The sequence below is a fragment of the Mycobacterium sp. genome (genome assembly GCF_032159775.1).
Lineage (GTDB): Bacteria > Actinomycetota > Actinomycetes > Mycobacteriales > Mycobacteriaceae > Mycobacterium.
This window is the reverse complement of the sequence record NZ_JAVHWK010000110.1, coordinates 12,958-37,522: the sequence shown is the minus strand read 5'-3', so window position 1 is coordinate 37,522 and position 24,565 is coordinate 12,958. Positions and strand designations below refer to the sequence as shown.

The window sequence follows — 24,565 nt, the reverse complement described above, 5'->3', positions numbered from 1 at the left end:
AGCCTCCAATCTAGACAGTGACAAGATTCAGGGTAAGCAGCAATCTAGCCAGTGTCAAGATTGTCCGCTACGATAATACTGTGAGCAGCAAGGACACCTACCACCACGGCGATCTGAAGGCCACCATCCTCGGCGAGGCCGCCGTGCTGGTCGCCGAGCGTGGCGCGGCGGCCTTGTCGCTGCGGGAACTGGCCCGTGCCGCGGGCGTCTCACACGCCGCACCTGCCCATCACTTCAGCGACCGCCGCGGCCTGTTCACCGCGCTGGCGACCGAGGGATTCCGCATGCTCGCCGACGCGCTCGCGGGCGCACGGCCCGACTTCCTCGACGCGGCGCTGGCGTATGTCCGCTTCGCCATCGACCACCCCGGCCACTACGCCGTGATGTTCGACAAATCGCTCTACGACCCGGCCGACCAGGGACTGGTCGTCGCCGAGACGGCTGCCGGAGCCGAGCTGGCCGCGGGCGTTCGTACCCTCGACGATCCGCGTGCGAACGACGATCCGCAGGCGGCTCAGCTTGCGGCATGGTCTCTGGTGCACGGCTTTTCGCTGCTGTGGCTCAACAAGGCCATCGACAATGACACCGATCCGATAGCCACCGTGCACCGGGTCGCGGGAATGCTGTACGGGACTGAAGTGACACGACAGACTTAGCCGGTAATGTTGCGGGCCATGACGGACACGCGGCTCGCCGACATCGCACTCACCACACTGGACGGCAACACGACGACGCTCGCCGAGCTGGCTGGCGGCGCAGCACTCATCGTCAACGTCGCGTCGAAATGCGGTCTGACGCCGCAATACACCGCGCTGGAGAAGCTTGCGCAGGATTACGGCGACCGGGGGCTGACCGTGATCGGCGTGCCGTGCAACCAGTTCATGGGCCAGGAGCCGGGCAGCGCCGAGGAGATCCAGACGTTCTGCTCGGGCACCTACGGCGTCACGTTCCCGCTGCTGGCCAAGATCGATGTCAACGGCCCGGGCCGTCACCCACTGTTCGCTGAGCTGACGAAGGCCACCGACGCCGAAGGAGAGTCGGGCGACGTGCAGTGGAACTTCGAGAAGTTCCTGGTCGCGCCCGGTGGTGAGGTGGTCAGGCGGTTCCGCCCGCGTACCGAGCCGGACGCCAAGGACGTCGTCGAGGCCATCGAGGCGATCCTGCCGCGATAGCGCAATAGTCAACTGCTGGAAGAGTGTCGTAAACCGTTGCGACACCTGTCGTTGCGACAATGCCGGCGTGGCTGGACAACTGATCGTCTCGATCTCCGGTATCAGCGAGCAGACGCTGCCCGACGTTGCGGCGTTCTGCACACGGCTGGACCAGCGGGCTGTACCGGCATCGTTCCTCGTCGCGCCCCGGCTCAAGGGTGGCTACCGGCTCGACAACGACGCACAGACCGTCGAGTGGTTGGCCGGTCGGCGACACCGGGGCGACGCCATCGTTCTGCACGGCTTCGACGAGGCGGCGACGAAGAAACGGCGCGGCGAATTCGCTACCCTGCCCGCACACGAGGCGAACCTTCGGCTGATGGGTGCCGACAGGGTGCTCGAGCACCTCGGGCTGCGCACCCGGCTGTTCGCCGCACCGGGCTGGACGGTATCGCAGGGAACGGTAGACGCGTTGCCGCGTAACGGGTTTCGCTTGCTTGCCGGCCTGAGCGGCATCACCGACCTGGCGCGAAGGACGGTGGTGCGCGCCAGGGTGCTTGGGATCGGTGAGGGCTTTCTCTCCGAGCCCTGGTGGTGTCGCACATTGGTGATGTCGGCCGACCGCACGGCGCGCCGGTCAGGCATCGTCCGGGTTGGCGTGGCGGCGCGGCATCTGCGATCCCCGGGACCTCGTCAGGCCATGCTCGACGCGATCGACCTGGCACTGATGCATCAGTGCGCGCCCGCGATCTACGACTGGCGGCCCTATCCGGCGCTGACCGGCGCCGCATGACCGACCGCTACATTGGCGGCCATGGCAGATGCTGATGTCATCGTCGTCGGAGCGGGGCTCGCTGGTCTCGTCGCCGCCTGTGAACTGGCCGAGCGGGGCCGTCGGGTCCTGATCGTCGACCAGGAGAACGCCGCCAACATCGGCGGTCAGGCGTTCTGGTCGTTCGGCGGCCTGTTCTTCGTCGACAGCCCTGAACAGCGCAGGCTGGGCATCCGCGACAGCCACGAGTTGGCGCTGCAGGACTGGCTCGGCGCGGCCGGATTCGACCGGCCGGAGGACCACTGGCCGCGGCAATGGGCACAGGCCTACGTCGACTTCGCGGCCGGCGAGAAGCGCAGCTGGCTGCGGGAGCGCGGGCTGCGCACCTTCCCGCTGGTCGGCTGGGCCGAGCGCGGCGGCTACGACGCACGCGGCCACGGCAACTCGGTGCCGCGCTTCCATGTCACCTGGGGGACGGGCCCAGCGATCGTCGAGGTCTTCACACGCCGACTCACAGATAAAGCCAATGTCACCTTCGCCCATCGCCACCGCGTCGACGAGTTGATCGTCTCCGACGGTTCGGTCGTCGGCGTGCGCGGTGCGGTGCTGGAGCCGACGGACGCGGCGCGCGGGGTCGCGACGACACGAAACACCATCGGGGAGTTCGAGTTCCGAGCACAGGCGGTGATAGTCGCAAGCGGCGGTATCGGCGGCAACCACGATTTGGTTCGGCAGAACTGGCCGAAGCGGATGGGTCGGGTACCCGAGCAGCTGCTCAGCGGTGTGCCCGCGCACGTCGACGGCCGAATGATCGGCATCACCGAGTCGGCGGGTGCGCACGTCATCAACAGCGACCGGATGTGGCACTACACCGAGGGCATCACGAACTACGACCCCATCTGGCCCGACCACGGCATCCGAATTCTGCCCGCACCGTCGTCGCTGTGGCTCGACGCAACCGGGAAACGGTTGCCCGCGCCGCTGTACCCCGGCTTCGACACCCTCGGAACGCTGGAGCACATCGCCCGCACCGGCGCCGACTACACCTGGTTCGTGCTCAACGCCCGCATCATCGCCAAGGAGTTCGCGCTGTCGGGTCAAGAACAAAACCCCGACCTGACCGGGCGCAGCATCTCCGATGTGCTGGCCCGGGTTCGGCCCGGCGCGCCCGCGCCGGTGCAGGCATTCGTCGACAAGGGAGTCGACTTCGTCAGCGCAACCACGTTGCGCGAGTTGGTGTCCGCGATGAACACCGTTCCCGACGTCACGCCCCTGGACTACGCCACCGTCGAAGCGGAGGTGACCGCGCGCGACCGAGAGGTTGCCAACCGGTTCACCAAGGACAGCCAGGTGACGGCGATCAGGGCCGCTCGCGGCTATCTCGGCGACCGCTTCACCCGCGTCGTCGCCCCGCACCGGCTGACCGATCCGAAGGCAGGCCCGCTGATCGCGGTGAAACTGCACATTCTCACGCGAAAATCGTTGGGCGGGTTGGAGACCGACCTCGACTCACGAGTGCTTCGCGACGACGGCGGCGTGTTCACGGGACTCTACGCGGCAGGTGAGGCGGCCGGGTTCGGCGGCGGCGGTGTGCACGGCTACCGCTCGCTCGAGGGCACATTTCTCGGCGGCTGCGTGTTCTCCGGCCGCGCCGCGGGCAGAGCCGCCGCGCGCGATACCGCCTAGAAGGCCGCGGCTGAGCCGCTGGTCAGAATTGGGTGCCGTTCTCGGCCTCGAGAACCTGGAAGTCGGTGTCGGTCATCTCCGACAGCCTGCCGTAGTAGATGCCGCGAGCGTTGGGCTCGATGATCGCCTGATGGATCGGGACCGCGCGGGCCGGTGCGACGGCACGCAAAAAGTCAACGGCCTCAGAGATTCTCATCCACGGTGCGGCCGCGGGAGTGGCGAGCACATCCACCGGCTCGCCGGGTGTGAACAGCGCGTCGCCGGGATGCATCAGCCGGGCCGGGTGCTCCCCGTCGCCGATCAGATAGGAGATGTTGTCGATCACGGGGATCTCCGGGTGGATCACCGCGTGCTTGCCGCCGACGCCCCGGACCGTCAACGAGCCGACGGTGAACTCGTCGCCGACGTTCACCGCGCGCCACGGATCGCCCAGCTGTTGGGCTGTCTGCGGATCGGCGTACAGCGCGGCCTGCGGGTTGGCGTCCAGCAGGGCGGGCAGCCGCTCGGTATCGGCGTGATCGGGATGCTGATGAGTGATCAGGATGGCGTCCAGCCCGCTGATGCCCTCGAAGCCGTGCGAGAAATTTCCGGGGTCGAACAGGACGGTCGTCGTCGCGGAATCGGTTTGGAACTCGGCGAGTAGGCATGAATGGCCGAAATGGGTGAGCTGCATGCCTATATTGTGCGCTCAGGGGTGGTGGGCGATGCGGAAGATGGTGGCGGCGATACTGGCGGCCTGCGGGTTGGCGACCGCGCCGGGGGCGGTCGGGCCTGCGCATGCGATGCCGGCGGACTGCCCGCCGATCTGTGATCGCATCCCGAACTCAGCATGGATCGACCCGACGCAGATCCCGCTGTACCCGACATACCGCTGGCCGGGCCTGGCGGGCGTCGCCGTCACCACCACCAACCCCCGCTTCCGGTTCGAAGAGGCCTGCGCAGTGCCGCCGGTTCCCGACGATCCCCGCGGTTACGCGGTCTCCGCGCGAGCCACCGTGCCGCAACCCGACGGCCAGTGGCAGCTACAGGTTCAGGTGGTGCACTGGCGAGGTGAGACTTGGCGTGGCGGCCAACTCGCTGGGGCCGTCTTCGACAAGGCCGTCGCCGCGCTGCGCGGCTGCCAGTCGACCTCGCCGCTGACATCGCCGTCATTGACCACCGACGCCCCCGACCGGGTGACCGCGGTGATCAGCGGGGTGCTGCCCGGTCAGGCGGTGCTACACCAATACCTGCTGGTCAACCCGCGCAACAGCACCATCGTCGAGGTGGCGCTCCTTGCCACGACCCCACCACGCGTCGACTGGCCTGCGGTTGCCGACCCGCAGATCCTCGATGCCATGGCCGCCCCGCTGTGCACGGCCTACATCGATTCGTGCCGATGAGGCGGTCCAGCCGGTGCCGCCGGTAGAGTGAGCGCTGTGGCGAAGGTGGTTGTGAACGTGATGCCGAAGGCCGAAATCCTCGACCCCCAGGGGCAGGCGATCGTCGGCGCACTCGGCCGTCTCGGCTACGACGGAATATCAGATGTCAGGCAGGGCAAGCGGTTTGAACTCGAAGTCGACGACAGTGTCGTCGACGAGACGGTCGCCGAGATCGCCGAATCGCTGCTGGCGAACATCGTTATCGAGGACTGGTCGGTCAATAGGGAGCCGTCGTGACCGCTGGGGGCACCTCCCGCTCGCGGGGGAGTGTGGGCGTCATCACATTTCCCGGGTCGCTCGACGATGTCGACGCCGCACGGGCGGTCCGGCTGTCCGGCGCCGAGGCTGTCAACCTCTGGCACGCCGACGCCGACCTCAAGGGCGTCGACGCGGTCGTCGTCCCCGGCGGCTTCTCCTACGGGGACTATCTGCGGTGCGGAGCGATCGCGAAGTTCGCTCCCGTGATGAAATCCGTCATCGACGCCGCGGGCCGCGGAATGCCGGTCCTTGGCATTTGCAACGGGTTCCAGGTGCTGTGCGAGGCAGGTCTGCTGCCTGGCGCGTTGACCCGAAACGCCGGTCTGCACTTCGTCTGCCGCGACCTCTGGCTGGAGGTGGCGTCCAACACCTCGGCATGGACGTCGCGATACGAGCCAGGAGCCGACCTGCTGGTGCCGCTGAAATCCGGGGAGGGCCGCTATGTCGCCTCCGACGCCGTGCTCGACCAACTCGAGGGCGACGGCCGCGTGGTGTTCCGCTACCGCGACAATCCCAACGGCTCGATGCGTGACATCGCGGGCATCGCTTCGGCCAACGGCCGGGTTGTCGGGTTGATGCCGCACCCCGAGCACGCGACTGAGGCGCTCACGGGTCCGTCCGACGACGGGCTCGGCATCTTCTACTCCGCGATCGACGCGGTCCTCGCCAACGCCTAGGCGACGGGCCGCAGTGCCAGCGCGCCACCGTCGACAGGCAGCACCACACCGTTGATGTAGCTCGCCGCGGGCGAGGCGATGAACGCGACCGCCCTGGCGATTTCGTCCGGTCCGGCGATCCGCTGAAGTGCCCTGGTACGGCCAAGCCCGTCGACGATGTCGACGAGCCCGGCAGTGCCTTCCGTGTCGGTCGGGCCGGGCGCGATGGCATTCACCCGCACCCCGGCTGCGCCGAACTCGTCGGCCCAGAGCTTGGTCAGCAGGTCAAGAGCGGCCTTGCTCGCGCCGTAGAGGCCGGCTTCCGCGGACGGGGTGCTGGCTGCGACAGTGCTGATGTTGACCACGCTGCCGTGTCCGCGTTCGATCATGCCTGGAACCAGCTTCTGCACCAGAACGTACGGTGCCCGCAGGTTGATGTCGAAATGGTTGTCGAAGTCGACGTCGTCGGTGTCGAAAGTCGATCCGAACTCATAGATGCCCGCGTTGTTGATCAGGATGTCGACGTCTCCCGCCTCCGCGGCGAGCCTGCGGACGTCGTCGGCATTCGAGAGGTCGGCGGCGACGAATCGCGCTCTGCCGCGGACATTTTCGATCTCCTGGACCACCTTGTCGCCGCGCTCGGCGTTGCGTCCGTGCACGATGACGTCTGCGCCTTGTCGCGCGAGCTCGAGTGCAATCGCGTGGCCGATGCCTGCGGTCGCCCCGGTGACCAGAGCGGTGCTGCCCTCAAAAGTGTTCATACCGGCATAAGCCCGATCGCGAGCGCGTTATTCCGGTAGCCCCGACTAGGGCGCCAGCGCCACCGAGGCCTCGGCCGTGTAGCACAGGAACGTCAGCGTTTCCTGCATGTAGAGCGCCACCGTCTCGGCGTCGTGCGTCAGGTACCCGATCGACACATCGGTGCCCAGCTGCAGATCGAAATCGCCACCGCGGGTGGACAGCACGAACGCACCGTCGATTGCGGGCGCCCAGATGATGTCACCATCGACCAGCCGGTTGAGATGCTCGCGGATCGGATAGCCGTGCTCGGTGGTCTCGCTGACCTTCGTGTAAATGTCTGCCGACAACAGCACCGAGTACGGGCCGTCGACGCCAGCCAGACGCAGCGCGGACAGGGCCTGGGCGACGACGTCGGGCATCTCCCGCGGATCGCTGGGCAACGCGAGCGCCGGGTTGGAGCTGCACGCGCGGATTCCGCCGATCGACGCATCCTCGTAGCCCTCGAATATCGCGCGGTCCTCGACGAACGCCAACTTCTTCGCGGCCTCCTTGACCGGATCCCAGTCCGAGTCCTGCGATCCGCGCTCGACATCGTCGATGTCCGTGCGCGACAACGTGAACGGGACTCGCAGCCGTACCAGCGGCTTGCTCTCGCGTAGATGGGCGATCACACCGTCGCCGGGTGCACCCACATCGAGCAGGTGCCCCGTGCCGACCGACGCCGCGGTGGGGCCGCCCGGTTCGCTGACGTCGACGACGCGTCGTCCGGCGATGTGCCGCTTGAAGGTCCGCGTCGCTTCCGACTCGATCTCCGCCCAGGCCGCTTCGGTGACCGGAGCCAGGTCCCGGTAGAGGTTGTTCATCTATGAAGATCCTTTCAAGCTTCCGATGCCAAGTGATCCGTCACGAGATACGACGGGAACTGCTGGAGGTTCGTCTTGCGCCGGCGCCGAATCCGCAAGCGGCGGTGAGTCATCGAGGAAGTCTGTGGTCGGGGTGAAGAACATGCCGCCGGTCAGCGCAGTCGAGAAGTCGAGGATCCGGTCCGTGTTGCCCGGCGGGTCGCCGACGAACATGTTGTCCAGCATGCGCTCGGTCACCGCAGGACTACGCGAGTAGCCGATGAAGTACGTGCCGAACTCGGACTTGCCGATTTCTCCGAACGGCATGTTGTGGCGGACGATCTTGAGCTCGTTGCCGTCTGGGTCGGTGATGACGTTGAGCGCGATGTGTGAGTTGACCGGCTTGACCGCATCGGCCATCTCGATGTCGTCGAGCTTGGTGCGGCCCATCGCCCGCTCCTGTTCCTCGGTCGACAGCGAGTTCCAGGAGTCCATGTCGTGCACGTACTTCTGGACATGCACATAACAGCCGCCTGCGAAGTCGGGATCCTCGTCGCCGACCTGCGCGGCGGACACGGCGATCGGCCCGTCCGGGTTCTCGGTGCCGTCGACGAAGCCCAGCAGGTCGCGGTTGTCGAAGAACTTGAACCCGTGCACCTCGTCGACGACCGTGATGGCGCCGCCCATCGCTCCGACGATCCTGCCCGCCAGCTCGAAGCAGACGTCCATCGACTCCGCCCTGATGTGGAAGAGCAGATCACCCGGCGTCGACGGGGCGTGGTGCCTGCCGCCCTGGATCTCGACGAACGGATGCAGCTCGGCCGGGCGCGGTCCGGAGAACAGCCGATTCCACGCGTCAGAGCCGATCGAGGTCACCACCGAGAGCCGTTTGGTCGGGTCGCGGAAACCGATGGAGCGCACCAGCCCGGAGATGTCGCCGAGCGCATCGTGAACGGTTTGCTCGCCGCCGTCGTCGATGGTCACCACCAGAAAAATGGCGGCGGGCGTCAGCGGCGCAAGGACCGGTTGCGGCAGGACAGCGGGCACCGTCTGACCCTAAATCAAGATCGTGGGCGAAGATGGTGAACCATGTCGGCAAGTGCGCGGGGGTTGTGCGAGTTCATCGACGCGTCGCCGTCACCGTTCCACGTGTGTGTGACCGTCGCGCAGCGCCTGCAGCAAGCGGGCTTCACCGAACTGTCCGAACGCGACGCGTGGCCGAGGAAGGGGCGATTCTTCGTCGTGCGGGCCGGATCGCTGGTGGCCTGGCGGAGCCACGGCGAACCGGCGGCGCCGTTCCGCGTCGTCGGCGGACACACCGACAGCCCCAACCTGCGGGTGAAGCAACACCCTGACCGATTTGTATCCGGTTGGCGGATCGTCGCACTCGCGCCCTATGGAGGGGCGTGGCTGAACTCCTGGCTCGATCGCGACCTCGGTATAAGCGGCAGGCTGTCGGTGCGATCGGCCGACCGTATCGAGCACCGGCTGGTCCGAATCGACGAGCCGATCCTGCGGGTGCCGCAGCTGGCCATCCATCTGGCCGAGGACCGCAAGTCGGTGTCGCTGGACCCGCAGAGGCACGTCAACGCGGTCTGGGGCGTCGGCGGTGGACCGCGGTCATTTCTCGGTTACGTGGCCGAGCACGTCGGGGTCAGGGCCGAGGACGTGTTCGGCATCGACCTGATGACCCACGACCTCACCCCGTCGACACCGGCCGGGGCCGACGGTGAACTGCTGAGCGCGCCGCGACTGGACAACCAGGCCACCTGCTATGCGGGCCTCGAAGCGTTCCTGGCCGCTGAGCCCGCGGTTCACCTGCCGGTGCTCGCGCTCTTCGACCACGAGGAGGTCGGTTCCCAGTCCGATCACGGTGCGCAGTCCGAGCTGCTGCTGACGGTGCTCGAGCGCATCGCACTTGCGGCGGGCGGCGGCCGCGAAGACTTCCTGCGCCGGTTGCCCGACTCGATGGTGGCTTCGGGCGACATGGCGCACGCCACCCATCCGAACTACCCCGAGCGCCACGAGCCGTACCACCTGATCGAGGTCAACGCCGGGCCGGTGCTCAAGGTGCAGCCGAATCTGCGCTACGCCACCGACGGCCGCACGGCCGCGGCGTTCGCTTTGGCCTGCGAGCAGGCCAAGGTTCCGCTGCAGCGCTACGAACACCGGGCCGACCTGCCGTGCGGGTCGACGATCGGTCCGATGACCGCCGCGCGCACCGGCATCCCCACGGTGGACGTCGGTGCCGCGCAGCTGGCCATGCACTCGGCGCGCGAGGTGATGGGCGCCGACGACGTCGCCGCGTACTCGGCGGCGCTGACGGCGTTCCTTGCCCCTGGCTGATCGGCGTCAGACCGATGCCGGGTCGACCTGGTCGTAGCGGATGACGTTCTCGACCACCAGCCCGTCGCGGCTGCGCACCCTGTCGATACCGCGGAGCGCGAACGGCCCGTCCGGTCCCGTGCCTCGTCCCACATAGTGCAGGTAGACCAACTGCTCGCCGGAGACGCCACCGTCGATGGTCGCCGTGTCGAGCAGGTCGAGTGTCAGGTCGGGCGCGGCCGTGACGAGCTCGGCGATCTTGCCGATATAGGCCTCCTTGCCCCGCACCGGCACCGGGTCGCCCTGCCAGTGGCCGACGATGTCGTCGGCCAGAACGTCGCCGACTCGAGACATGTCGGGGGCCGCCCAGAAGGCCGCCCATACGTCGGCGCTGAACTGTGGTCGGGTCTGTGATTCAGTCATGGCACAAGCCTGCGTCGCTGTCCGGTGCAGCTCAATTACGCGGCAGGTAATGGCGACTGTGATCCCGCCGACTTGTCACCGGCTCGGCATAGGGTCGGCGCATGGCACTCAAGACCGAGAACATCACCATCGACACCACCGACCCCGAGAAGCTCGCCGATTGGTGGGCACGTGCGCTTGACGGGCAGGTAAACCCCGTCGCGCCACCGTTTTTCGTCGTCGTCACCGTGCCAGAAGGCCCGGGGCTGGCGTTCCAGCAGGTCGAAGACCCGACGCCGGGCAAGAACCGGGTACACATCGACTTCAGCACCGCCGACCGGGAGGCTGAGGTGAAGCGGCTGGTCGACCTCGGTGCCAGCGAAACCGGCAGGGGCAACTTCGGCGAATTCCAGTGGGTGGTGCTCGCGGATCCCGACGGCAACGCATTCTGCGTGGCGGGCGGCTAGGCGACGATCGGCGCCGCCCGCGCATTCCGTCGTCGGCAAACTAGACTGTCCCGGTGACGTCGGAGCTCACCCACGTGGTCGACACCGTCGGCCCAACCCCGAATGTCGACACTGTCGACCGGGCCACAGCCAGTCCGGACCAGCCGCAACCTTTTCGGGAACTCGGTCTCAAGGACGACGAGTACCAGCGCATCCGCGAAATTCTTGGCCGCAGACCCACCGATGCCGAGCTGGCGATGTATTCGGTGATGTGGAGCGAGCACTGCAGCTACAAGTCCTCCAAGGTGCACCTGCGCTACTTCGGTGAGACCACCACCGAGAAGATGCGCACGGCGATGCTGGCCGGCATCGGCGAGAACGCCGGCGTCGTCGACATCGGCGACGGTTGGGCGGCCACCTTCAAGGTCGAGTCGCACAATCACCCGTCCTACGTCGAGCCGTACCAGGGCGCAGCGACCGGTGTCGGTGGCATCGTACGCGACATCATGGCGATGGGCGCCCGTCCGGTTGCGGTGATGGACCAGTTGCGCTTCGGCGCTGCCGATGCACCCGACACCCGCCGCGTCGTCGACGGCGTGGTCCGCGGCATCGGGGGATACGGAAACTCACTCGGGTTGCCCAACATTGGCGGCGAAACCGTCTTCGACGCGTCATACGCGGGCAACCCGCTGGTGAATGCGCTGTGCGTCGGGGTGTTGCGCAAAGAGGATCTGCATCTGGCGTTCGCGTCGGGCACCGGCAACAAGATCATCCTGTTCGGGGCGCGCACCGGACTCGATGGAATCGGCGGGGTTTCGGTGCTGGCTTCTGAGACGTTCGGCGGCGACGAAGACGGCGCGGGACGCAAGAAGCTGCCATCTGTACAGGTCGGCGACCCGTTCATGGAGAAGGTGCTCATCGAGTGCTGCCTCGAGCTGTACGCCGCCGGGCTGGTGATCGGCATCCAGGACCTCGGCGGTGCCGGATTGTCCTGTGCCACATCCGAACTCGCCTCTGCCGGTGACGGTGGCATGGCCGTCGAACTGGACACGGTGCCGCTGCGCGCGGCGAACATGACGCCTGCGGAGATCCTGTCCAGCGAGTCGCAGGAACGCATGTGTGCGGTAGTCGCCCCCGAGAACGTCGATTCGTTCATGGCGGTGTGTCGCAAATGGGAGGTGCTGGCGACCGTCATCGGCGAGGTGACCGACGGCGACCGGCTGCGGATCACATGGCACGGCGAGACAGTCGTCGACGTGCCGCCCCGCACCGTCGCGCACGAAGGCCCTGTCTACGAGCGACCGATCCAGCGTCCGGAAACCCAGGATGCACTCAACGCCGACACGTCGGAGCGGCTGCCGCGGCCGAGATCGGGTGACGAGCTTCGCGCGACACTGCTTGCGATGGTCGGCAGCCCGCATCTGTGCAGCCGGGCGTTCATCACCGAGCAGTACGACCGCTACGTCCGCGGCAACACCGTGCTGGCCGAGAACGCCGACGGCGGTGTGCTGCGGATCGACGAGTCCACCGGGCGCGGCATCGCGGTGTCCACCGACGCGTCCGGCCGCTACACCCAGCTGGACCCCTACACGGGTGCCCAGCTCGCGCTGGCCGAGGCGTACCGCAATGTCGCGGTCACCGGCGCCACCCCCATCGCGGTCACCAACTGCCTGAACTTCGGATCACCGGAGGACGCCGGCGTCATGTGGCAGTTCTCCGAGGCGGTACGAGGGTTGGCCGACGGCTGCGCCGCCCTTGGCATTCCGGTAACGGGCGGAAACGTGAGCTTCTACAACCAGACCGGCACCACCGCGATCATGCCAACCCCGGTCGTCGGGGTGCTGGGTGTCATCGACGATGTGGCCCGTCGCATCCCGACCGGTCTGGGCACAGAGCCCGGCGAGACCTTGCTGCTGATCGGCGACACGCGAGACGAGTTCGACGGCTCGATCTGGGCGCAGGTCACCGCAGACCATCTCGGCGGGCGCCCACCCGAGGTCGATCTCGAACGCGAACGACTGCTGGCCGAGGTGCTGACCGCGGCGTCGCGCGACGGCCTCGTATCGGCCGCCCACGATCTGTCGGAGGGCGGCCTGATCCAGGCTGTCGCCGAGGCCGCGCTCACCGGTGAAACCGGTTGCCGGATAATCCTTCCCGAGGGACAGGACGCGTTCGTGGCGTTGTTCTCCGAATCGGCGGGACGGGTGCTGGTGGCCGTGCCGCGCACCGAGGAGAGTCGACTGCGGTCCATGTGCGAGGCCCGCGGCCTGCCGGTGACCCGCGTCGGCGTCGTGGACCAGGGCAGCGACGCCATCGAGGTGCAGGACCAGTTCACGGTGTCGCTGGAGGACCTGCGCCGCACTTCGGAGGGCGTGCTGCCCGGGTTGTTCGGGTGACTGCTCCGACCCATGACATCGCCGGCGAACCGGTCGCCGCAAGCCACGAGCGCAAGCGACGCCATCCCCTGTTGGTGTGGGCATGGAGCCTGGTGCGCCTTGACTTCCTCGGGATCGCGTTCGGCGCGCTGTTCTTCTGTCTGTCGCTGACACCCTCGCTGCTTCCCCGTGATTGGCTGTTTCAGGGTCTGATCGGGGGGGTGAACGCCGCGATCGGCTACGGCATCGGTGTCTTCATTCAGAAAATGCTGCACCGCTTCGTGTTACGGCGTCGGCGATGGTGGCCTCCGCCGAAACGCGTTCTGTACTGGAGCAAGGCCGCGACCATCACGCTGGCCACGGCCGCGGGCCTGCTGATGCTGATTCCCGCGGCGGCGTGGCAGCGCCGGGTGTCCGCGGAGATGGGCATGGAAGGACCGGGCACCGTCGGTTACCTGCGCACCCTGATCATCGCCATGCTCGTCACGGGGCTGTGTGTGTCCGCCGCGCGGGTGATCATCGACCTCATCAAGACGATGGCCCGGTTCTTCATTCGCCGCTGGCACCTGCACGACGAGGTGGCTCTGTTCATCGGCACGGCGATCGTCGTGGTGCTGGCCATCACGCTGATCAACGGCGTGCTTGTCCGCGGTTTCCTTGCCGGCGCCAACAGGGTGTTCCAACCGCAGAACACCACCACCAGGGAGTCGGTCACTCAACCGCTGGAACTCGAGAAGTCGGGTAGCCCAACGTCATTCGCTCCGTGGGAGTCATTGGGGTATCAGGGCCGGAACTTCGTCGCCACCGGCCCGCACGCCTTCGAGCTGACCCGTCTCAACGGCAAGCCGGCGAAGGAACCCATCCGGGTGTACGCGGGACTGCAGACCGCCGACACCGATGGGGAGCGGGCCGCCATCCTGGTTCGCGAACTGGAACGCACCCGCGCGTTCGAACGCAAGGTGCTTGTCATCGTCCCGACGACGGGCACCGGGTGGATCAATCCGGTCGCTGCCAGGGCGCTGGAGTTGATGTACAACGGCGACACCGCGATGGTGGGATCGCAGTATTCCTATCTGCCGAGCTGGATTTCGTTCCTCGGTGACCGCGACAAATCGATGGAGTCCGGCGCGACGATGATCGACGCGGTTCACGCCTGGTGGCTGCGGCTGCCCGCCGACCGGCGGCCCAAGCTGCTGCTCTACGGCGAGAGCCTGGGCTCCATGGCGGGGCAGGGCGCATTCAACTGGCTGCCCGACATCGCGAAAATGAATTTCTCGTCGGTGCTCTGGGTGGGTCCACCGAACGCCAGCCCGCTCTGGCGAGGTATCACCGCCCGCCGTGACCCGGGCACCCCTGAGGTCGAGCCGCGCTACGACAACGGTCGCACAGTCCGCTTCTCGCAGGCCACCGACACCGCCGATATCGTCACCGACACCGACGCGCTATGGGAAGGCACCCGAGTGCTGTTCCTGCAGCACGCGTCGGACCCCATCGTGTGGTGGTCGGGGGATCTGATGTTCAACCGCCCTGACTGGCTGAGGGAACCACCCGGAAGAGACCGAACGCCGCTGATGCGGTGGTATCCGATCGTCACGTTCTGGCAGGTGGCCGCCGACATGACCAACGCGGGCTCGGTCCCCGGCGGGCACGGCCACAATTACGGTGAGTACATACTCGACGGCTGGGCCGCGGTGGCCCCGCCCGACGGTTGGACCGCCAAGGACACCGACCGAATCCGCGCCGCGCTCGAGCAGAACTTGGCCCGCGGCGGACCCGAGTATTAGTGGCTGCCTTGCAGTTTCGCGCGGTGGCGCTGGCGGCAGGCCTCGTCGGCTGGAGCGCGTTGATCGGTCCGCGGCTACCCGTGCGCGTACAGCCCGTGGTTCACGCCGTGCTGGCCGGCGTGCTCGCGGTATCGGCCCGCGCACCGCTGGGCCTGCGCCCACCGCAGCTGTGGTCGGGGCTGCGGCTCGGGGTTGCGGCGGCCACCCCGGTTGTCATCGGCGTCGCCGTGTCGACGGCGATACCGTCGGTGCGGTCGGCGATGGCCCGGCGCGATCTTCCCGCGTCGCCCGCACCTTGGCTGGGGCTACGCATCCCGGTCGGAACGGTGTGGTCGGAAGAGGCGGCCTATCGCGCCGCGTTGGGCACCGTCGCGGCGGACGCGTTCGGGCCTGCCTGCGGACGGCTTGTGCAGTCGCTGGCGTTCGGGCTGTCCCACATCGCCGACGCTCGCGGCGCCGGTGAGCCCGTGCTTCCCACCGTGCTCGTCACCGGCGTGGCGGGCTGGGTCTTCGCGCTGCTGCGGGAACGGTCCGGCAGCCTGCTCGCCCCGATGCTCACGCACCTCGCGATCAACGAGGCGGGCGCGATAGCGGCGATCGGCGTGCAACACCGCCGAAACTGAATTCCAGCACGCCTCCACTCGAACTTCCGGTGCTGGAATTCCGTTTCGCGGAGATCTATGGGTTGATCGTGCTCTCGCCGATCTGTCGGCCCCACAGGTATTCGGTCACCAACGGTGACGCGAACTCGAGGTGGTTGTACGGGGCGATGCTGTAACCGGTGTCCATCACCAGATACGGGAACGGATACAAGTACTTGGTGACCTTCTGCCAACAACCGGGACGACCCTCGGGTCCGCCATGTGCGTTCACGCGCGGCAGGTTGTCCGGGTAGATGAACGGATCACCCGGCAGGGCAATGGTTCCGTAGGACTTCAACGCGTACCCGTTGTCGCCGCCGAGGACTTTGGAAAGCCTCGGCGCCACCTCCGCGTAATTGCGGATCGTGCAGAAAATCATGCCGCGATAGTCGTCGAGCAACGTGGTCGTCGGCAGCAGGTCCTCGGCGGCGCGCACGAAGTACGGTCCGGCGCGTTCAAGGCTGTCGGCGGCCCTGCCGAACCCGATCGCTGCCAGCAGTGCGGCGTCGATGTTGCCCCGCTGGTCGTTGAGCGTCGGCGCGGTGCTCGCGGCGTTGTCCAGGCCGTTCCACAGGTCGAAAGAGGCGTTCGCGTACACCTCGGCGAGATCGGCCAGGGCCCGGGTGTCGGCGTGAATCTGCGGCATCCGGGGGTTCAGGTCGGCCATGATCTGGTTCGCGTTGCGGAGCGAGTCCCCGAAACGCTCACCCAGCCCGGCCACCGCCTGCGCCGTCGCCGTCAGAGTCGCGTTGAGGTCGATGGGATCGACCTGTTCTGACAAGGACATGACTGTTTCGAAGACGGTGTTGAACTCTGTTGTGACCGACGCTGCATCGATCACGTCCTGACTCGTAATACGCTGCGGACTCGGATCTTTGGGCGAACTGAAGGAGATGTACTTGTTGCCGAACACCGTCGTCGCCCTGACATCGGCGACTACATTGCGCGGAATGAACGCGATGTAGCGGGGTTCGACGTTCAGCGTCAGCCTGGCCTTCGCGGCACCCGCCATGTCCACGTAATCGACCCCGGCCACCTTCCCGATCTCGACACCGTTGTACGTCACCTTCGAACCCGGGTCGACCACGAGTCCCGCGCGCGGGGACAGCACTGTTAGATGTGTTTTCCGCATCAGGTCGCCACGGAACTGGAGGAAAACGAAGCTCGCCGCGATCGCGACGAGCACCAAAAGGACCACGCCGGCCACCCGGTAAGGCGGCTTATGCCGGTCGACGAACACCTTGAGACACTAAAGTATGCCCGCGCGCCGTACCGTCGATCCGGCCAAGACGCGAGCCGCCGTTCTGGCAGTGGTCGAGTGGCTGCGTGACGAGAACCGGCCTGCGCCGCAACGTTCCGCGCTCGCGGAGGCTGTCCGGTTGACCGTGCGAACGCTTGCCGCCACCGCGCCGGGGGCAAGTGTCGAAGTTCGGGTGCCGCCCTTCGTTGCGGTGCAATGTATTTCGGGGCCGCGGCACACTCGCGGTAACCCACCCAACGTGGTTGAGACGGACCCGCGCACGTGGCTGCTGCTGGCGGCTGGACTGCGCACGGTGGCCGACGCCGCGTCTGCGGGCGAGTTGCAGTTGTCCGGCGCCCGCGCTGCAGAGATCGCGACGTTGCTGCCGGTGGTGCCGCTCGCCCCCTGAACGGGCGGCGAGGTGATGCCCGCCGGGAATCCACACCGGGCCTCGGACGTTGACCTTATCGGCGACATGTGCGCCGGCAATTCCGTGATTGACCCGTGATGACCGTAGACTGAGCACGTCACCCACCGCCCCTTGGGAGCAGCCCTATCGTGACCGTCGAGCAACCGGAGAACGAACCTAGAGAAGAGTGCGGCGTCTTCGGCGTATGGGCGCCGGGCGAAGAGGTTGCCAAGCTCACCTACTACGGCCTGTACGCGCTGCAGCATCGCGGGCAGGAAGCCGCTGGTATCGCCGTCGCCGACGGCTCCCAGGTGCTGGTCTTCAAGGATCTCGGGCTGGTCAGCCAGGTCTTCGACGAGCAGACGCTCGGCGCGATGGAGGGGCATGTCGCAATCGGACACTGCCGCTACTCCACCACCGGCTCCACCACCTGGGAGAACGCGCAGCCTGTGTTCCGCAACACAGCGGCGGGCACCGGTGTCGCGCTCGGACACAACGGCAACCTCGTCAACACCACAGACCTCGCGGCGCGTGCCCGCGAACTCGGTTTGATCAACATGCGCGGTGCCGCCGCCGCGACCACCGATTCCGACATCCTCGGCGCGCTGCTGGCGCATGGCGCAGCGGATTCGTCGGTCGAGCAGGCCGCACTGGAGTTGCTTCCCATGGTGCGAGGCGCGTTCTGTCTGACTTTCATGGACGAGAACACCTTGTACGCGGCTCGCGACCCGCACGGTGTGCGGCCGTTGTCGCTCGGACGCCTCGACCGGGGCTGGGTTGTCGCCTCCGAGACCGCGGCCCTGGACATCGTCGGCGCCTCCTTCGTCCGCGACATCGAACCGGGCGAGCTGCTGGCCATCGACGCCGACGGCGTGCGTTCGAGCCGGTTCGCGCCGCCCTCGCCGAAGGGTTGCGTGTTCGAGTACGTGTACCTGGCACGGCCCGACAGCACGATCAGCGGCCGATCGGTGCACAAGACGCGCGTCGACATCGGACGCAGGCTTGCCCAGGAAAGGCCGGTCGACGCCGATCTGGTGATCGGCGTCCCTGAGTCCGGCATCCCGGCGGCCGTCGGCTATGCGCAGGAGTCGGGCATTCCGTATGGACAGGGGCTGACCAAGAACGCCTACGTCGGCCGGACGTTCATCCAGCCGTCGCAGACCATCCGTCAGCTGGGTATCCGGCTGAAGCTCAACCCGCTGCGAGAGGTGATCCGCGGCAAGCGGCTCATCGTCGTCGACGACTCGATCGTCCGCGGCAACACCCAGCGCTCACTCGTCCGGATGCTGCGTGAGGCAGGTGCCATCGAGGTGCATGTGCGCATCGCCTCACCGCCGGTGAAGTGGCCGTGCTTCTACGGCATCGACTTCGCCACCCCCGCCGAGCTCATCGCCAACGCCGTCGAGAACGAGGAAGAGGTGGTCGAGGCCGTACGGCACGGCATCGGCGCCGACTCGCTCGGCTACATCTCGCAGCAGGCCATGATCGCGGCCACTGAACAGCCTGCGTCGCGGCTGTGCACCGCCTGCTTCGACGGCAAGTACCCGATCGAACTGCCCGGCGAGTCGGCGTTGGGCAAGAACGTCATCGAGCACATGCTCGCGACCGCCGCCCGCACCGGCATACCGCTGAAGGCCGACAACGACAACGCATCGGCCCTGCGTCGCCCTTGAAATCTACTGCGGCGCAGTTGGACTGAACTTCAGTAAGTGACGGCGTCCGTCGCTGGGTGCGGTGCCGTCTTCTTTAAGCGCCTGCGCCACCGATTCGCGGTATCCCGTCAGCCCGCCTTGGGGTGGCGGGATGAAATCGTCGATGTCGTGGTTCAGCATCACGGCGTCGCATTCGAGGGATTCGACAAGGGGGCGCGCCAGGCCCGACGGGATCGGCGTCACCAGACCCACCCACCAACTGGCGATCGAGGGGGTCAAAAGGGGCAGCACGACGATGAGGCGGCGCCGGAGGCCCGCGACGGCGGCGTAGCCCTGCATCGCGTCGCCGTACTCCATCACGTCGGGTCCGCCCACATCCCAGGTCCGTGACTTCGGCACGTCCGCCGTGGCAGCCCGGGCCAGGTAGTCGAGCACGTCGCCGATCGCGATCGGCTGGATCTTGTTGTGCACCCACTTCGGCGTCGTCATCGCCGGGAGGCGGTCGGTGAGGTGGCGAATCATCTCGAACGACGCCGACCCCGAACCGATCACGATGCCGGCCTGCAGCACCACAGTCTCGATGCCCGAGTCGATGAGGATCTCACCGACCTCGGCGCGCGACGACAGATGTCGAGAGAGCTTGACGCCCTCGGGATGGAGGCCGCTCAGGTACACCAGACGCCGGACGCCGGCCTTCTGCGCCGCCGAGACCACGTTGCGTGCCGACTGCGCCTCCTCGGCGACGAAGTCCTTCGACGTGCCCATCGAATGCACCAGGTAGTAGACGACGTCCGCGCCGTCGAATGCGTCGGTCAATGAGTCCGCCTCGGTCAGGTCGCCACGAACCACCTCGACGTCGTCACGCCACGGCGCGTCGGCGAGCTTGTCGGGATTGCGCGCCATCGCTCGCACAGTCAGCCCGGCATCCAGTAGTTGTGGTACCAGCCGACTACCGATGTAGCCGGTTGCGCCCGTCACGACGGCGCGAATTTCCTCCGCAGACACTCAGACCTCCTTCCATTGAAACCATTCAAGTTATTCGGAGCCGATAGACCCGCGGATGTCCACTTCGGGCATCAGGCAAACCCGCAACCTGGGTCCGGCGCATCGTCGGACAACGGCGCCCCGACTGGATCGATGTAAAGGACCTGCAGAACCAGCGGTCCCGGGCCGACGTTCCGCCCGATATGCACGTAGCCGGGGCCGCCCTTTTCCGCGATGCTCTGGCCGGCGACATAAAAGCCGTCCATCGTGCAGTCGGCCCGGTTGTGCATCAGTACGCCTTCCTTGACCACGCCGAACAACTGGCCGTCATGGGAATGCCATCCGGTGCTACCGCCGGGAGCGATGGTGATCTCCCGGAACACGTAGTCCTTGCCATCGTCGGTCATCTGCCACAGCACAGTGCCCTCGGTGTCTCGCGGGGGGGTGGCGGCCGCGGGGCCGGCAAATCCGACCGATACGGCCGCGCATACCGCGGCGGCCATCGCAAACAAGCGAAGTTCCGTCATGGACGGTCACGGTGTCATACCGTCGCTGATCGTGCGGGATGTCGGCGTTAATAACGCGCAGCGAGCGGCGAATACCGTGCGGACGCCTGGCCCGGTAGATTTGGTCGCGATGACGGATCGCGCCGCACAACACGGCATCTCCTATGCATCGGCCGGGGTGGACATCGAAGCTGGTGACCGCGCCGTCGAACTCTTCAAACCGCTGGCCAGCAAGGCGACCAGGCCCGAGGTACGCGGTGGCCTCGGTGGATTCGCCGGGCTGTTCGCGCTGCGTGGCGGCTACCGCGAGCCGGTGCTGGCCAGCTCGACCGACGGCGTCGGCACCAAGCTCGCCGTGGCGCAGGCGATGGACAAGCACGACACCGTCGGCCTCGACCTCGTCGCCATGGTGGTCGACGACCTTGTCGTATGCGGTGCCGAGCCGCTGTTTCTGCAGGACTACATCGCCGTCGGCCGCACCGTCCCCGAGCGGGTGAGCGAATTGGTCGGCGGAATCGCCAACGGCTGCGTGATCGCGGGCTGTGCCCTGCTCGGCGGTGAGACCGCCGAACATCCCGGGCTGATGGCGCCCGACCACTACGACATCTCGGCGACCGGTGTGGGCATCGTGGAGGCTGACGACGTGCTCGGTCCCGACCGCGTCAAACCAGGCGACGTGATTATCGGAATGGGCTCCACCGGACTGCACTCCAACGGTTACTCGCTGGCCCGCAAGGTGCTTCTGGACATCGACCGGATGAACCTCGCCGGGCACGTCGAGGAGTTCGGTCGCACGCTGGGCGAGGAGTTGCTCGAGCCCACCCGCATCTACGCGAAGGACTGCCTGGCGCTGGCCGCCGAGACCCAAGTGCGCACGTTCTGCCACGTCACCGGTGGAGGTCTGGCGGGCAACTTGGAACGTGTCGTCCCGCAGGGGCTGTTGGGCGAGGTGGATCGCGGCACGTGGACCCCCGCGCCGGTGTTCGGCATGATCGCCCAGCGCGGCCGCATCGACCGGGTCGAGATGGAGAAGACGTTCAACATGGGTGTGGGCATGATCGCCGTCGTCGCACCCGAGGACACCGACCGCGCACTCGCGATCCTGACTGCCCGGCATCTGAACTGCTGGATTCTGGGCACCGTCACCAAAGGCAGCAAAGACGGCCCGCGGGCCCAACTCGTGGGTCAGCACCCACGCTTTTGAGGAAAAAGGCGCCTATCGGCGCCAATCGTCCTCTGGAACCCACTCATCGTCGGCGAGAGTACCGCCGCCCGAGCCGTTTCGGTCATCGGTATCGGTCGGTTCCGACCCGGCCAGCTCTTGCCGGAGCCGCTCGAAATCGGTCTGCGGTGAGCTGTATTTGAGCTCACGAGCAACCTTGGTCTGCTTTGCCTTAGCCCGGCCGCGGCCCATGGGGGGACCCCCTCGCGCAATAACGGAGCGGCCCAATTAGAAGGCGGCTCCGATCTGTGTGTGTTTATTGTCCTGCCAACACTTTACCGTGCCCGTCCGCGCAGCGCTGGCAGGGCCGTCTGAGCGCGTATCGGGTCACCGCGTGCCGCCCCGCAGCCGCTCGACCGCCAGCCGGCCGGCTCCGGTGGTGTTGGCGGCTGGCAGGGTGTCCGCGTCGATCACGGCAGGCACCTCGACCTCGCCCCCGGTTGTCAGCGCCGTGTCCGCGGGCAGCCCGCGTTTGAGGAGTGCGAGCGCAACGGGGCCGAGATCAACGTGGTCGACGACGGTGCCGACGCGGCCGACCGCACGGCCGCCCGCGAGTACCGGATCGCCTGTCGCGGGTCGGTCCGTGGACCCGTCGAGATGCAGCAGCACCAACATGCGGGGCGGTTTCCCGAGGTTATGGACCCGCGCGACGGTTTCCTGCCCGCGGTAGCAGCCCTTGTCGAGGTGCACGGCGTCGCCGATCCAGCCGACCTCGTGCGGGATCGTCCGCTCGTCGGTGTCGACCCCGAGCCGCGGTCGCAGGCCAGCCACCCGGTACGCCTCGTAGGCCCAGGTGCCTGCCAGCCGCACGCCCGCAGCGGTCAACCGGTCCTTCCAGTCGGCGGTCTGATCGCGCGGTACGACGAGGTCGAGTTCAAGGCCCGGCCCGCCCAAACGGCGGACGAAGCCGCCGCCGGGCAGTGCCTTCGCAGTGTTTTCAGCTGGCAGCGAACCGAGTCCGAGCGCGTCGAGCACCCGCCCGTCGGCCAGCTGGGGGCCCAGAAGCGACAACACGGCCAGGTCCGCAGGCGCGACGGCGACGTCGGCCCAGAACACCATCTTGCGTAGATAGGTCAGCAACGGCTCGCCGCGCCAGGATTCGGTGTCGAGGTAGGTGACGTCGCCGAGCTCGGTCTGAATCCAGTGATCTTCGACACGGCCCTGGCCGTCGAGGCTCAGATTCTGGGTGACCGAGCCGTCGGCCAGCTCGCTGACGTGCTGGGTGGAAATACTGTGCAGCCAACTCTTCCGCTCGCCACCCGTCAGCTCGATCACCGCTCGATGGGAACGGTCGACCACGACCGCAGCGCTCATCGCGGCGCGCTGCTCGCCGAGCGGGTCGCCGTAGTGCCACACGGCGCCTGCGTCGGGTCCCGTTTCAGGTGCGGGAACTGCTGACATAGGTCCAACTGTACGGCGCTACGCTTCTTGGCCATGGCGAGCGAACCGGGCGTTGTGGTCACGCTCGACGGGCAACTGCGGGATCCGCGGACACCACTGCTGCACGCCGACGACCTGGCCGCGGTGCGCGGCGACGGCATCTTCGAGTCACTGCTCGTGCGCGACGGACGGCCGTGCCTGCTCGAGTCCCATCTGGGGCGGTTGGCGCAGTCGGCGCGGATGATGGACCTTCCAGAACCCGATCTGTCGCGCTGGCGTACCGCGATCGCGGCCGCGACGGCCGCGTGGACCGAACGGGGCGGCGGTGAAGGTGTACTCCGGCTGATCTACAGCCGTGGACGCGAAAGCGGATCGAATCCGACGGCATTCGCGATGATCGGCGCGGTGGCAGGGAGGGTCGCGGAGGCACGCGCGCACGGGGTGGCGGCGGTGACCCTCGCCCGCTCGCTGCCCGCCGAGGCCGCCTCCGACATGCCGTGGCTGTTGGCAGGCGCCAAAACGCTGTCGTACGCGGTGAATATGGCCGCGCTGCGGCACGCCGAACGCCAGGGCGCCGGCGACGTCATCTTCATCAGTTCCGAGGGAAACGTCCTTGAAGGGCCGCGGTCGACGGTCGTCATCGCCACCGAGATCGACGGACGGCTGGCTCTGCTCACCCCGCCGCCCTGGTATCCGATCCTTCGAGGCACCACCCAGCAGGCCCTGTTCGAGGTGGCCCGCAACAAGGGCTACGACTGTGACTACAAGGCCTTGCGATCGGCTGATCTTCTTGCTGCACAAGGAGTTTGGCTCGTTTCCAGCATCACCCTCGCGGCACGGGTGCACACCCTGGACGGCAAACCGCTGCGGCATTCGCCGATCGCCACCGAGATCAGTGAACTGGTCGACGCCGCGATCGTCAGCGATCGTTGAGCGCCGTCAGGGTTTTCGGCCGGACAGCATAAGCAGCGGAAACTCCGGGATGCGACTGACGTCCTTGTCCGCGAGATCTATCCGGCTCGCGAGGTCGCGCAGATCGTCCACGTCGAGCGAGCGCCCCGCAATCCAAGTGCGAAAAAACGCGAGGTTGGGACCGCCGAGGAAACGTGGACTTGCGTAGTTGGCGATGAAACGCTGACAGTCCTCGAAGGTGGCGCTGCGGTCCGCGTCGGTGACCAACAACGGACCCCCTGGCTTGAGGACGCGCAAGCACTCGGCGAGGCCGGCGTCCTGTGACGTCCAGTGTTTGATGGAGCCGTAGCTCAGCACGCCATCGAAGCTGGCATCCGGGAACTTCAGCTGTGTCGCATCACCCAGCTCGAATCGAACCCGATCGCCGTAGCCCCGCAGCAGCTTTGAGGCTCGTGTGAGCTGAGGCTCGGACAGGTCGATGCCGACGATGTCGACGTCGGGTCGCTGATCGGCGACGTACTTGGTGAATTTGGCGCCACCGCAGCCCACGTCGAGGACGCGGCCGTTATGGGGGAGATGTGGCAAAAACCGTTCGTCGATCACATGACGTGACAGGTAGACCGCGGGCGCGACTATCACCTCGTAGGTCCACGCGTGAAACGACGTATAGATCGCGGTGATCTCGTCGAACGGCGCCAACGCCATGTTTTGCTCCTAGTCAGATCGGCGCGCCAATCATACCGACGGGCGGGAACCCCAG

Annotated in this window: 27 protein-coding genes; 16 read left to right on the top strand and 11 right to left on the bottom strand. The window is 67.0% G+C overall.

Going from position 1 to position 24,565, the window contains the following annotated elements; all coding sequences use genetic code 11:
* Window positions 1-80 precede the first annotated feature (80 nt).
* The 4 genes from QOJ24_RS12660 to QOJ24_RS12645 all read left to right on the top strand — a co-directional run bounded on the left by QOJ24_RS12660 (window position 81) and on the right by QOJ24_RS12645 (window position 3,609).
* The gene (locus tag QOJ24_RS12660; RefSeq protein ID WP_526261627.1) at window positions 81-656 is read left to right on the top strand and encodes a TetR/AcrR family transcriptional regulator; all 576 of its coding nucleotides are present in this window, start codon (window positions 81-83) and stop codon (window positions 654-656) included.
* An 18-nt stretch (window positions 657-674) separates the two neighbouring features.
* The gene (locus QOJ24_RS12655) at window positions 675-1,172 is read left to right on the top strand and encodes a glutathione peroxidase (protein WP_526261625.1); all 498 of its coding nucleotides are present in this window, start codon (window positions 675-677) and stop codon (window positions 1,170-1,172) included.
* A 67-nt stretch (window positions 1,173-1,239) separates the two neighbouring features.
* Window positions 1,240-1,944, top strand: a complete 705-nt coding sequence (locus tag QOJ24_RS12650; protein WP_526261623.1) for a DUF2334 domain-containing protein — start codon at window positions 1,240-1,242, stop codon at window positions 1,942-1,944.
* A gap of 21 nt (window positions 1,945-1,965) precedes the next feature.
* A complete protein-coding gene (locus QOJ24_RS12645) occupies window positions 1,966-3,609 on the top strand; it encodes an FAD-binding dehydrogenase (RefSeq protein ID WP_526261621.1) in 1,644 nt (547 codons plus the stop codon).
* Between the two features lie 22 nt (window positions 3,610-3,631).
* Here the strand turns inward: QOJ24_RS12645 and QOJ24_RS12640 are convergent, their stop codons facing one another.
* Window positions 3,632-4,282 (bottom strand): MBL fold metallo-hydrolase, encoded by a 651-nt coding sequence (locus QOJ24_RS12640; protein ID WP_526261619.1) that lies wholly within the window; start codon window positions 4,280-4,282, stop codon window positions 3,632-3,634.
* Between the two features lie 31 nt (window positions 4,283-4,313).
* Here QOJ24_RS12640 and QOJ24_RS12635 point away from each other — a divergent pair, with 31 nt between their 5' ends.
* The 3 genes from QOJ24_RS12635 to purQ are packed head-to-tail and all read left to right on the top strand — an operon-like array spanning window position 4,314 to window position 5,965.
* Window positions 4,314-4,991: an ATPase gene (locus QOJ24_RS12635; protein WP_526261617.1), complete on the top strand. Its 678-nt coding sequence runs from the start codon at window positions 4,314-4,316 to the stop codon at window positions 4,989-4,991.
* A 36-nt stretch (window positions 4,992-5,027) separates the two neighbouring features.
* Window positions 5,028-5,267, top strand: coding sequence for a phosphoribosylformylglycinamidine synthase subunit PurS (purS, locus tag QOJ24_RS12630; protein ID WP_526261615.1), 240 nt, complete (start codon window positions 5,028-5,030; stop codon window positions 5,265-5,267).
* 32 nt (window positions 5,268-5,299) lie between these two features.
* On the top strand, window positions 5,300-5,965 hold the full coding sequence (purQ, locus tag QOJ24_RS12625; protein WP_526261808.1) for a phosphoribosylformylglycinamidine synthase subunit PurQ: 666 nt from the start codon (window positions 5,300-5,302) through the stop codon (window positions 5,963-5,965).
* Here purQ and QOJ24_RS12620 read toward each other — a convergent pair.
* From QOJ24_RS12620 to QOJ24_RS12610, 3 genes are read right to left on the bottom strand one after another with little or no spacing between them, the layout of a single operon-like run.
* The gene (locus QOJ24_RS12620) at window positions 5,962-6,705 is read right to left on the bottom strand and encodes an SDR family NAD(P)-dependent oxidoreductase (protein ID WP_526261613.1); all 744 of its coding nucleotides are present in this window, start codon (window positions 6,703-6,705) and stop codon (window positions 5,962-5,964) included. The two genes, purQ and QOJ24_RS12620, sit on opposite strands and share 4 nt — an antisense overlap.
* A 45-nt stretch (window positions 6,706-6,750) precedes the next feature.
* Window positions 6,751-7,548: a family 1 encapsulin nanocompartment shell protein gene (locus QOJ24_RS12615; RefSeq protein ID WP_526261611.1), complete on the bottom strand. Its 798-nt coding sequence runs from the start codon at window positions 7,546-7,548 to the stop codon at window positions 6,751-6,753.
* On the bottom strand, window positions 7,549-8,574 hold the full coding sequence (locus tag QOJ24_RS12610) for a Dyp-type peroxidase (RefSeq protein WP_526261609.1): 1,026 nt from the start codon (window positions 8,572-8,574) through the stop codon (window positions 7,549-7,551).
* 42 nt (window positions 8,575-8,616) lie between these two features.
* Here QOJ24_RS12610 and QOJ24_RS12605 point away from each other — a divergent pair, with 42 nt between their 5' ends.
* The gene (locus tag QOJ24_RS12605; protein WP_526261607.1) at window positions 8,617-9,873 is read left to right on the top strand and encodes a M18 family aminopeptidase; all 1,257 of its coding nucleotides are present in this window, start codon (window positions 8,617-8,619) and stop codon (window positions 9,871-9,873) included.
* A 6-nt stretch (window positions 9,874-9,879) separates the two neighbouring features.
* On the opposite strand, the gene QOJ24_RS12600 is transcribed toward QOJ24_RS12605, so the two are convergent.
* On the bottom strand, window positions 9,880-10,275 hold the full coding sequence (locus tag QOJ24_RS12600; RefSeq protein WP_526261605.1) for a nuclear transport factor 2 family protein: 396 nt from the start codon (window positions 10,273-10,275) through the stop codon (window positions 9,880-9,882).
* 101 nt (window positions 10,276-10,376) lie between these two features.
* Here QOJ24_RS12600 and QOJ24_RS12595 point away from each other — a divergent pair, with 101 nt between their 5' ends.
* From QOJ24_RS12595 to QOJ24_RS12580, 4 genes are all read left to right on the top strand, one after another.
* A complete protein-coding gene (locus QOJ24_RS12595) occupies window positions 10,377-10,721 on the top strand; it encodes a VOC family protein (protein ID WP_526261603.1) in 345 nt (114 codons plus the stop codon).
* A gap of 74 nt (window positions 10,722-10,795) precedes the next feature.
* Complete coding sequence (gene purL / locus QOJ24_RS12590) at window positions 10,796-13,096, top strand: phosphoribosylformylglycinamidine synthase subunit PurL (protein WP_526261807.1); 2,301 nt, start codon at window positions 10,796-10,798, stop codon at window positions 13,094-13,096.
* A 17-nt stretch (window positions 13,097-13,113) separates the two neighbouring features.
* A complete protein-coding gene (locus QOJ24_RS12585) occupies window positions 13,114-14,859 on the top strand; it encodes an alpha/beta hydrolase (protein WP_526261805.1) in 1,746 nt (581 codons plus the stop codon).
* On the top strand, window positions 14,859-15,482 hold the full coding sequence (locus QOJ24_RS12580; RefSeq protein WP_526261601.1) for an Rv0804 family intramembrane glutamic endopeptidase: 624 nt from the start codon (window positions 14,859-14,861) through the stop codon (window positions 15,480-15,482). Before QOJ24_RS12585 ends, QOJ24_RS12580 begins: the two co-directional genes overlap by 1 nt.
* Window positions 15,483-15,537: 55 nt before the next feature.
* On the opposite strand, the gene QOJ24_RS12575 is transcribed toward QOJ24_RS12580, so the two are convergent.
* Window positions 15,538-16,740 (bottom strand): MCE family protein, encoded by a 1,203-nt coding sequence (locus tag QOJ24_RS12575; RefSeq protein ID WP_526261599.1) that lies wholly within the window; start codon window positions 16,738-16,740, stop codon window positions 15,538-15,540.
* Window positions 16,741-16,756: 16 nt separating this feature from the next.
* Between QOJ24_RS12575 and QOJ24_RS12570 the strand changes: the two genes are divergently transcribed.
* Together QOJ24_RS12570 and purF are read left to right on the top strand one after the other, a co-directional pair.
* The gene (locus QOJ24_RS12570) at window positions 16,757-17,149 is read left to right on the top strand and encodes a sterol carrier family protein (protein ID WP_526261597.1); all 393 of its coding nucleotides are present in this window, start codon (window positions 16,757-16,759) and stop codon (window positions 17,147-17,149) included.
* Between the two features lie 149 nt (window positions 17,150-17,298).
* A complete protein-coding gene (purF, locus tag QOJ24_RS12565; protein ID WP_526261595.1) occupies window positions 17,299-18,822 on the top strand; it encodes an amidophosphoribosyltransferase in 1,524 nt (507 codons plus the stop codon).
* 3 nt (window positions 18,823-18,825) lie between these two features.
* Here purF and QOJ24_RS12560 read toward each other — a convergent pair whose 3' ends face one another.
* Both QOJ24_RS12560 and QOJ24_RS12555 read right to left on the bottom strand, forming a co-directional pair.
* Window positions 18,826-19,806, bottom strand: coding sequence for an NAD(P)H-binding protein (locus QOJ24_RS12560; protein WP_526261593.1), 981 nt, complete (start codon window positions 19,804-19,806; stop codon window positions 18,826-18,828).
* 71 nt (window positions 19,807-19,877) lie between these two features.
* Complete coding sequence (locus tag QOJ24_RS12555; protein ID WP_526261591.1) at window positions 19,878-20,312, bottom strand: cupin domain-containing protein; 435 nt, start codon at window positions 20,310-20,312, stop codon at window positions 19,878-19,880.
* Between the two features lie 109 nt (window positions 20,313-20,421).
* Here QOJ24_RS12555 and purM point away from each other — a divergent pair, with 109 nt between their 5' ends.
* Window positions 20,422-21,495: a phosphoribosylformylglycinamidine cyclo-ligase gene (gene purM, locus QOJ24_RS12550; RefSeq protein WP_526261589.1), complete on the top strand. Its 1,074-nt coding sequence runs from the start codon at window positions 20,422-20,424 to the stop codon at window positions 21,493-21,495.
* 12 nt (window positions 21,496-21,507) lie between these two features.
* On the opposite strand, the gene QOJ24_RS12545 is transcribed toward purM, so the two are convergent.
* Window positions 21,508-21,705, bottom strand: a complete 198-nt coding sequence (locus tag QOJ24_RS12545) for a DUF3073 family protein (RefSeq protein WP_526261587.1) — start codon at window positions 21,703-21,705, stop codon at window positions 21,508-21,510.
* A gap of 135 nt (window positions 21,706-21,840) precedes the next feature.
* Complete coding sequence (ygfZ, locus tag QOJ24_RS12540; RefSeq protein WP_526261585.1) at window positions 21,841-22,914, bottom strand: CAF17-like 4Fe-4S cluster assembly/insertion protein YgfZ; 1,074 nt, start codon at window positions 22,912-22,914, stop codon at window positions 21,841-21,843.
* A gap of 33 nt (window positions 22,915-22,947) precedes the next feature.
* Between ygfZ and QOJ24_RS12535 the strand changes: the two genes are divergently transcribed.
* Window positions 22,948-23,826, top strand: coding sequence for an aminodeoxychorismate lyase (locus QOJ24_RS12535; RefSeq protein WP_526261583.1), 879 nt, complete (start codon window positions 22,948-22,950; stop codon window positions 23,824-23,826).
* 6 nt (window positions 23,827-23,832) lie between these two features.
* Here QOJ24_RS12535 and QOJ24_RS12530 read toward each other — a convergent pair whose 3' ends face one another.
* The gene (locus QOJ24_RS12530) at window positions 23,833-24,510 is read right to left on the bottom strand and encodes a class I SAM-dependent methyltransferase (RefSeq protein WP_526261581.1); all 678 of its coding nucleotides are present in this window, start codon (window positions 24,508-24,510) and stop codon (window positions 23,833-23,835) included.
* Window positions 24,511-24,565: the final 55 nt, after the last annotated feature.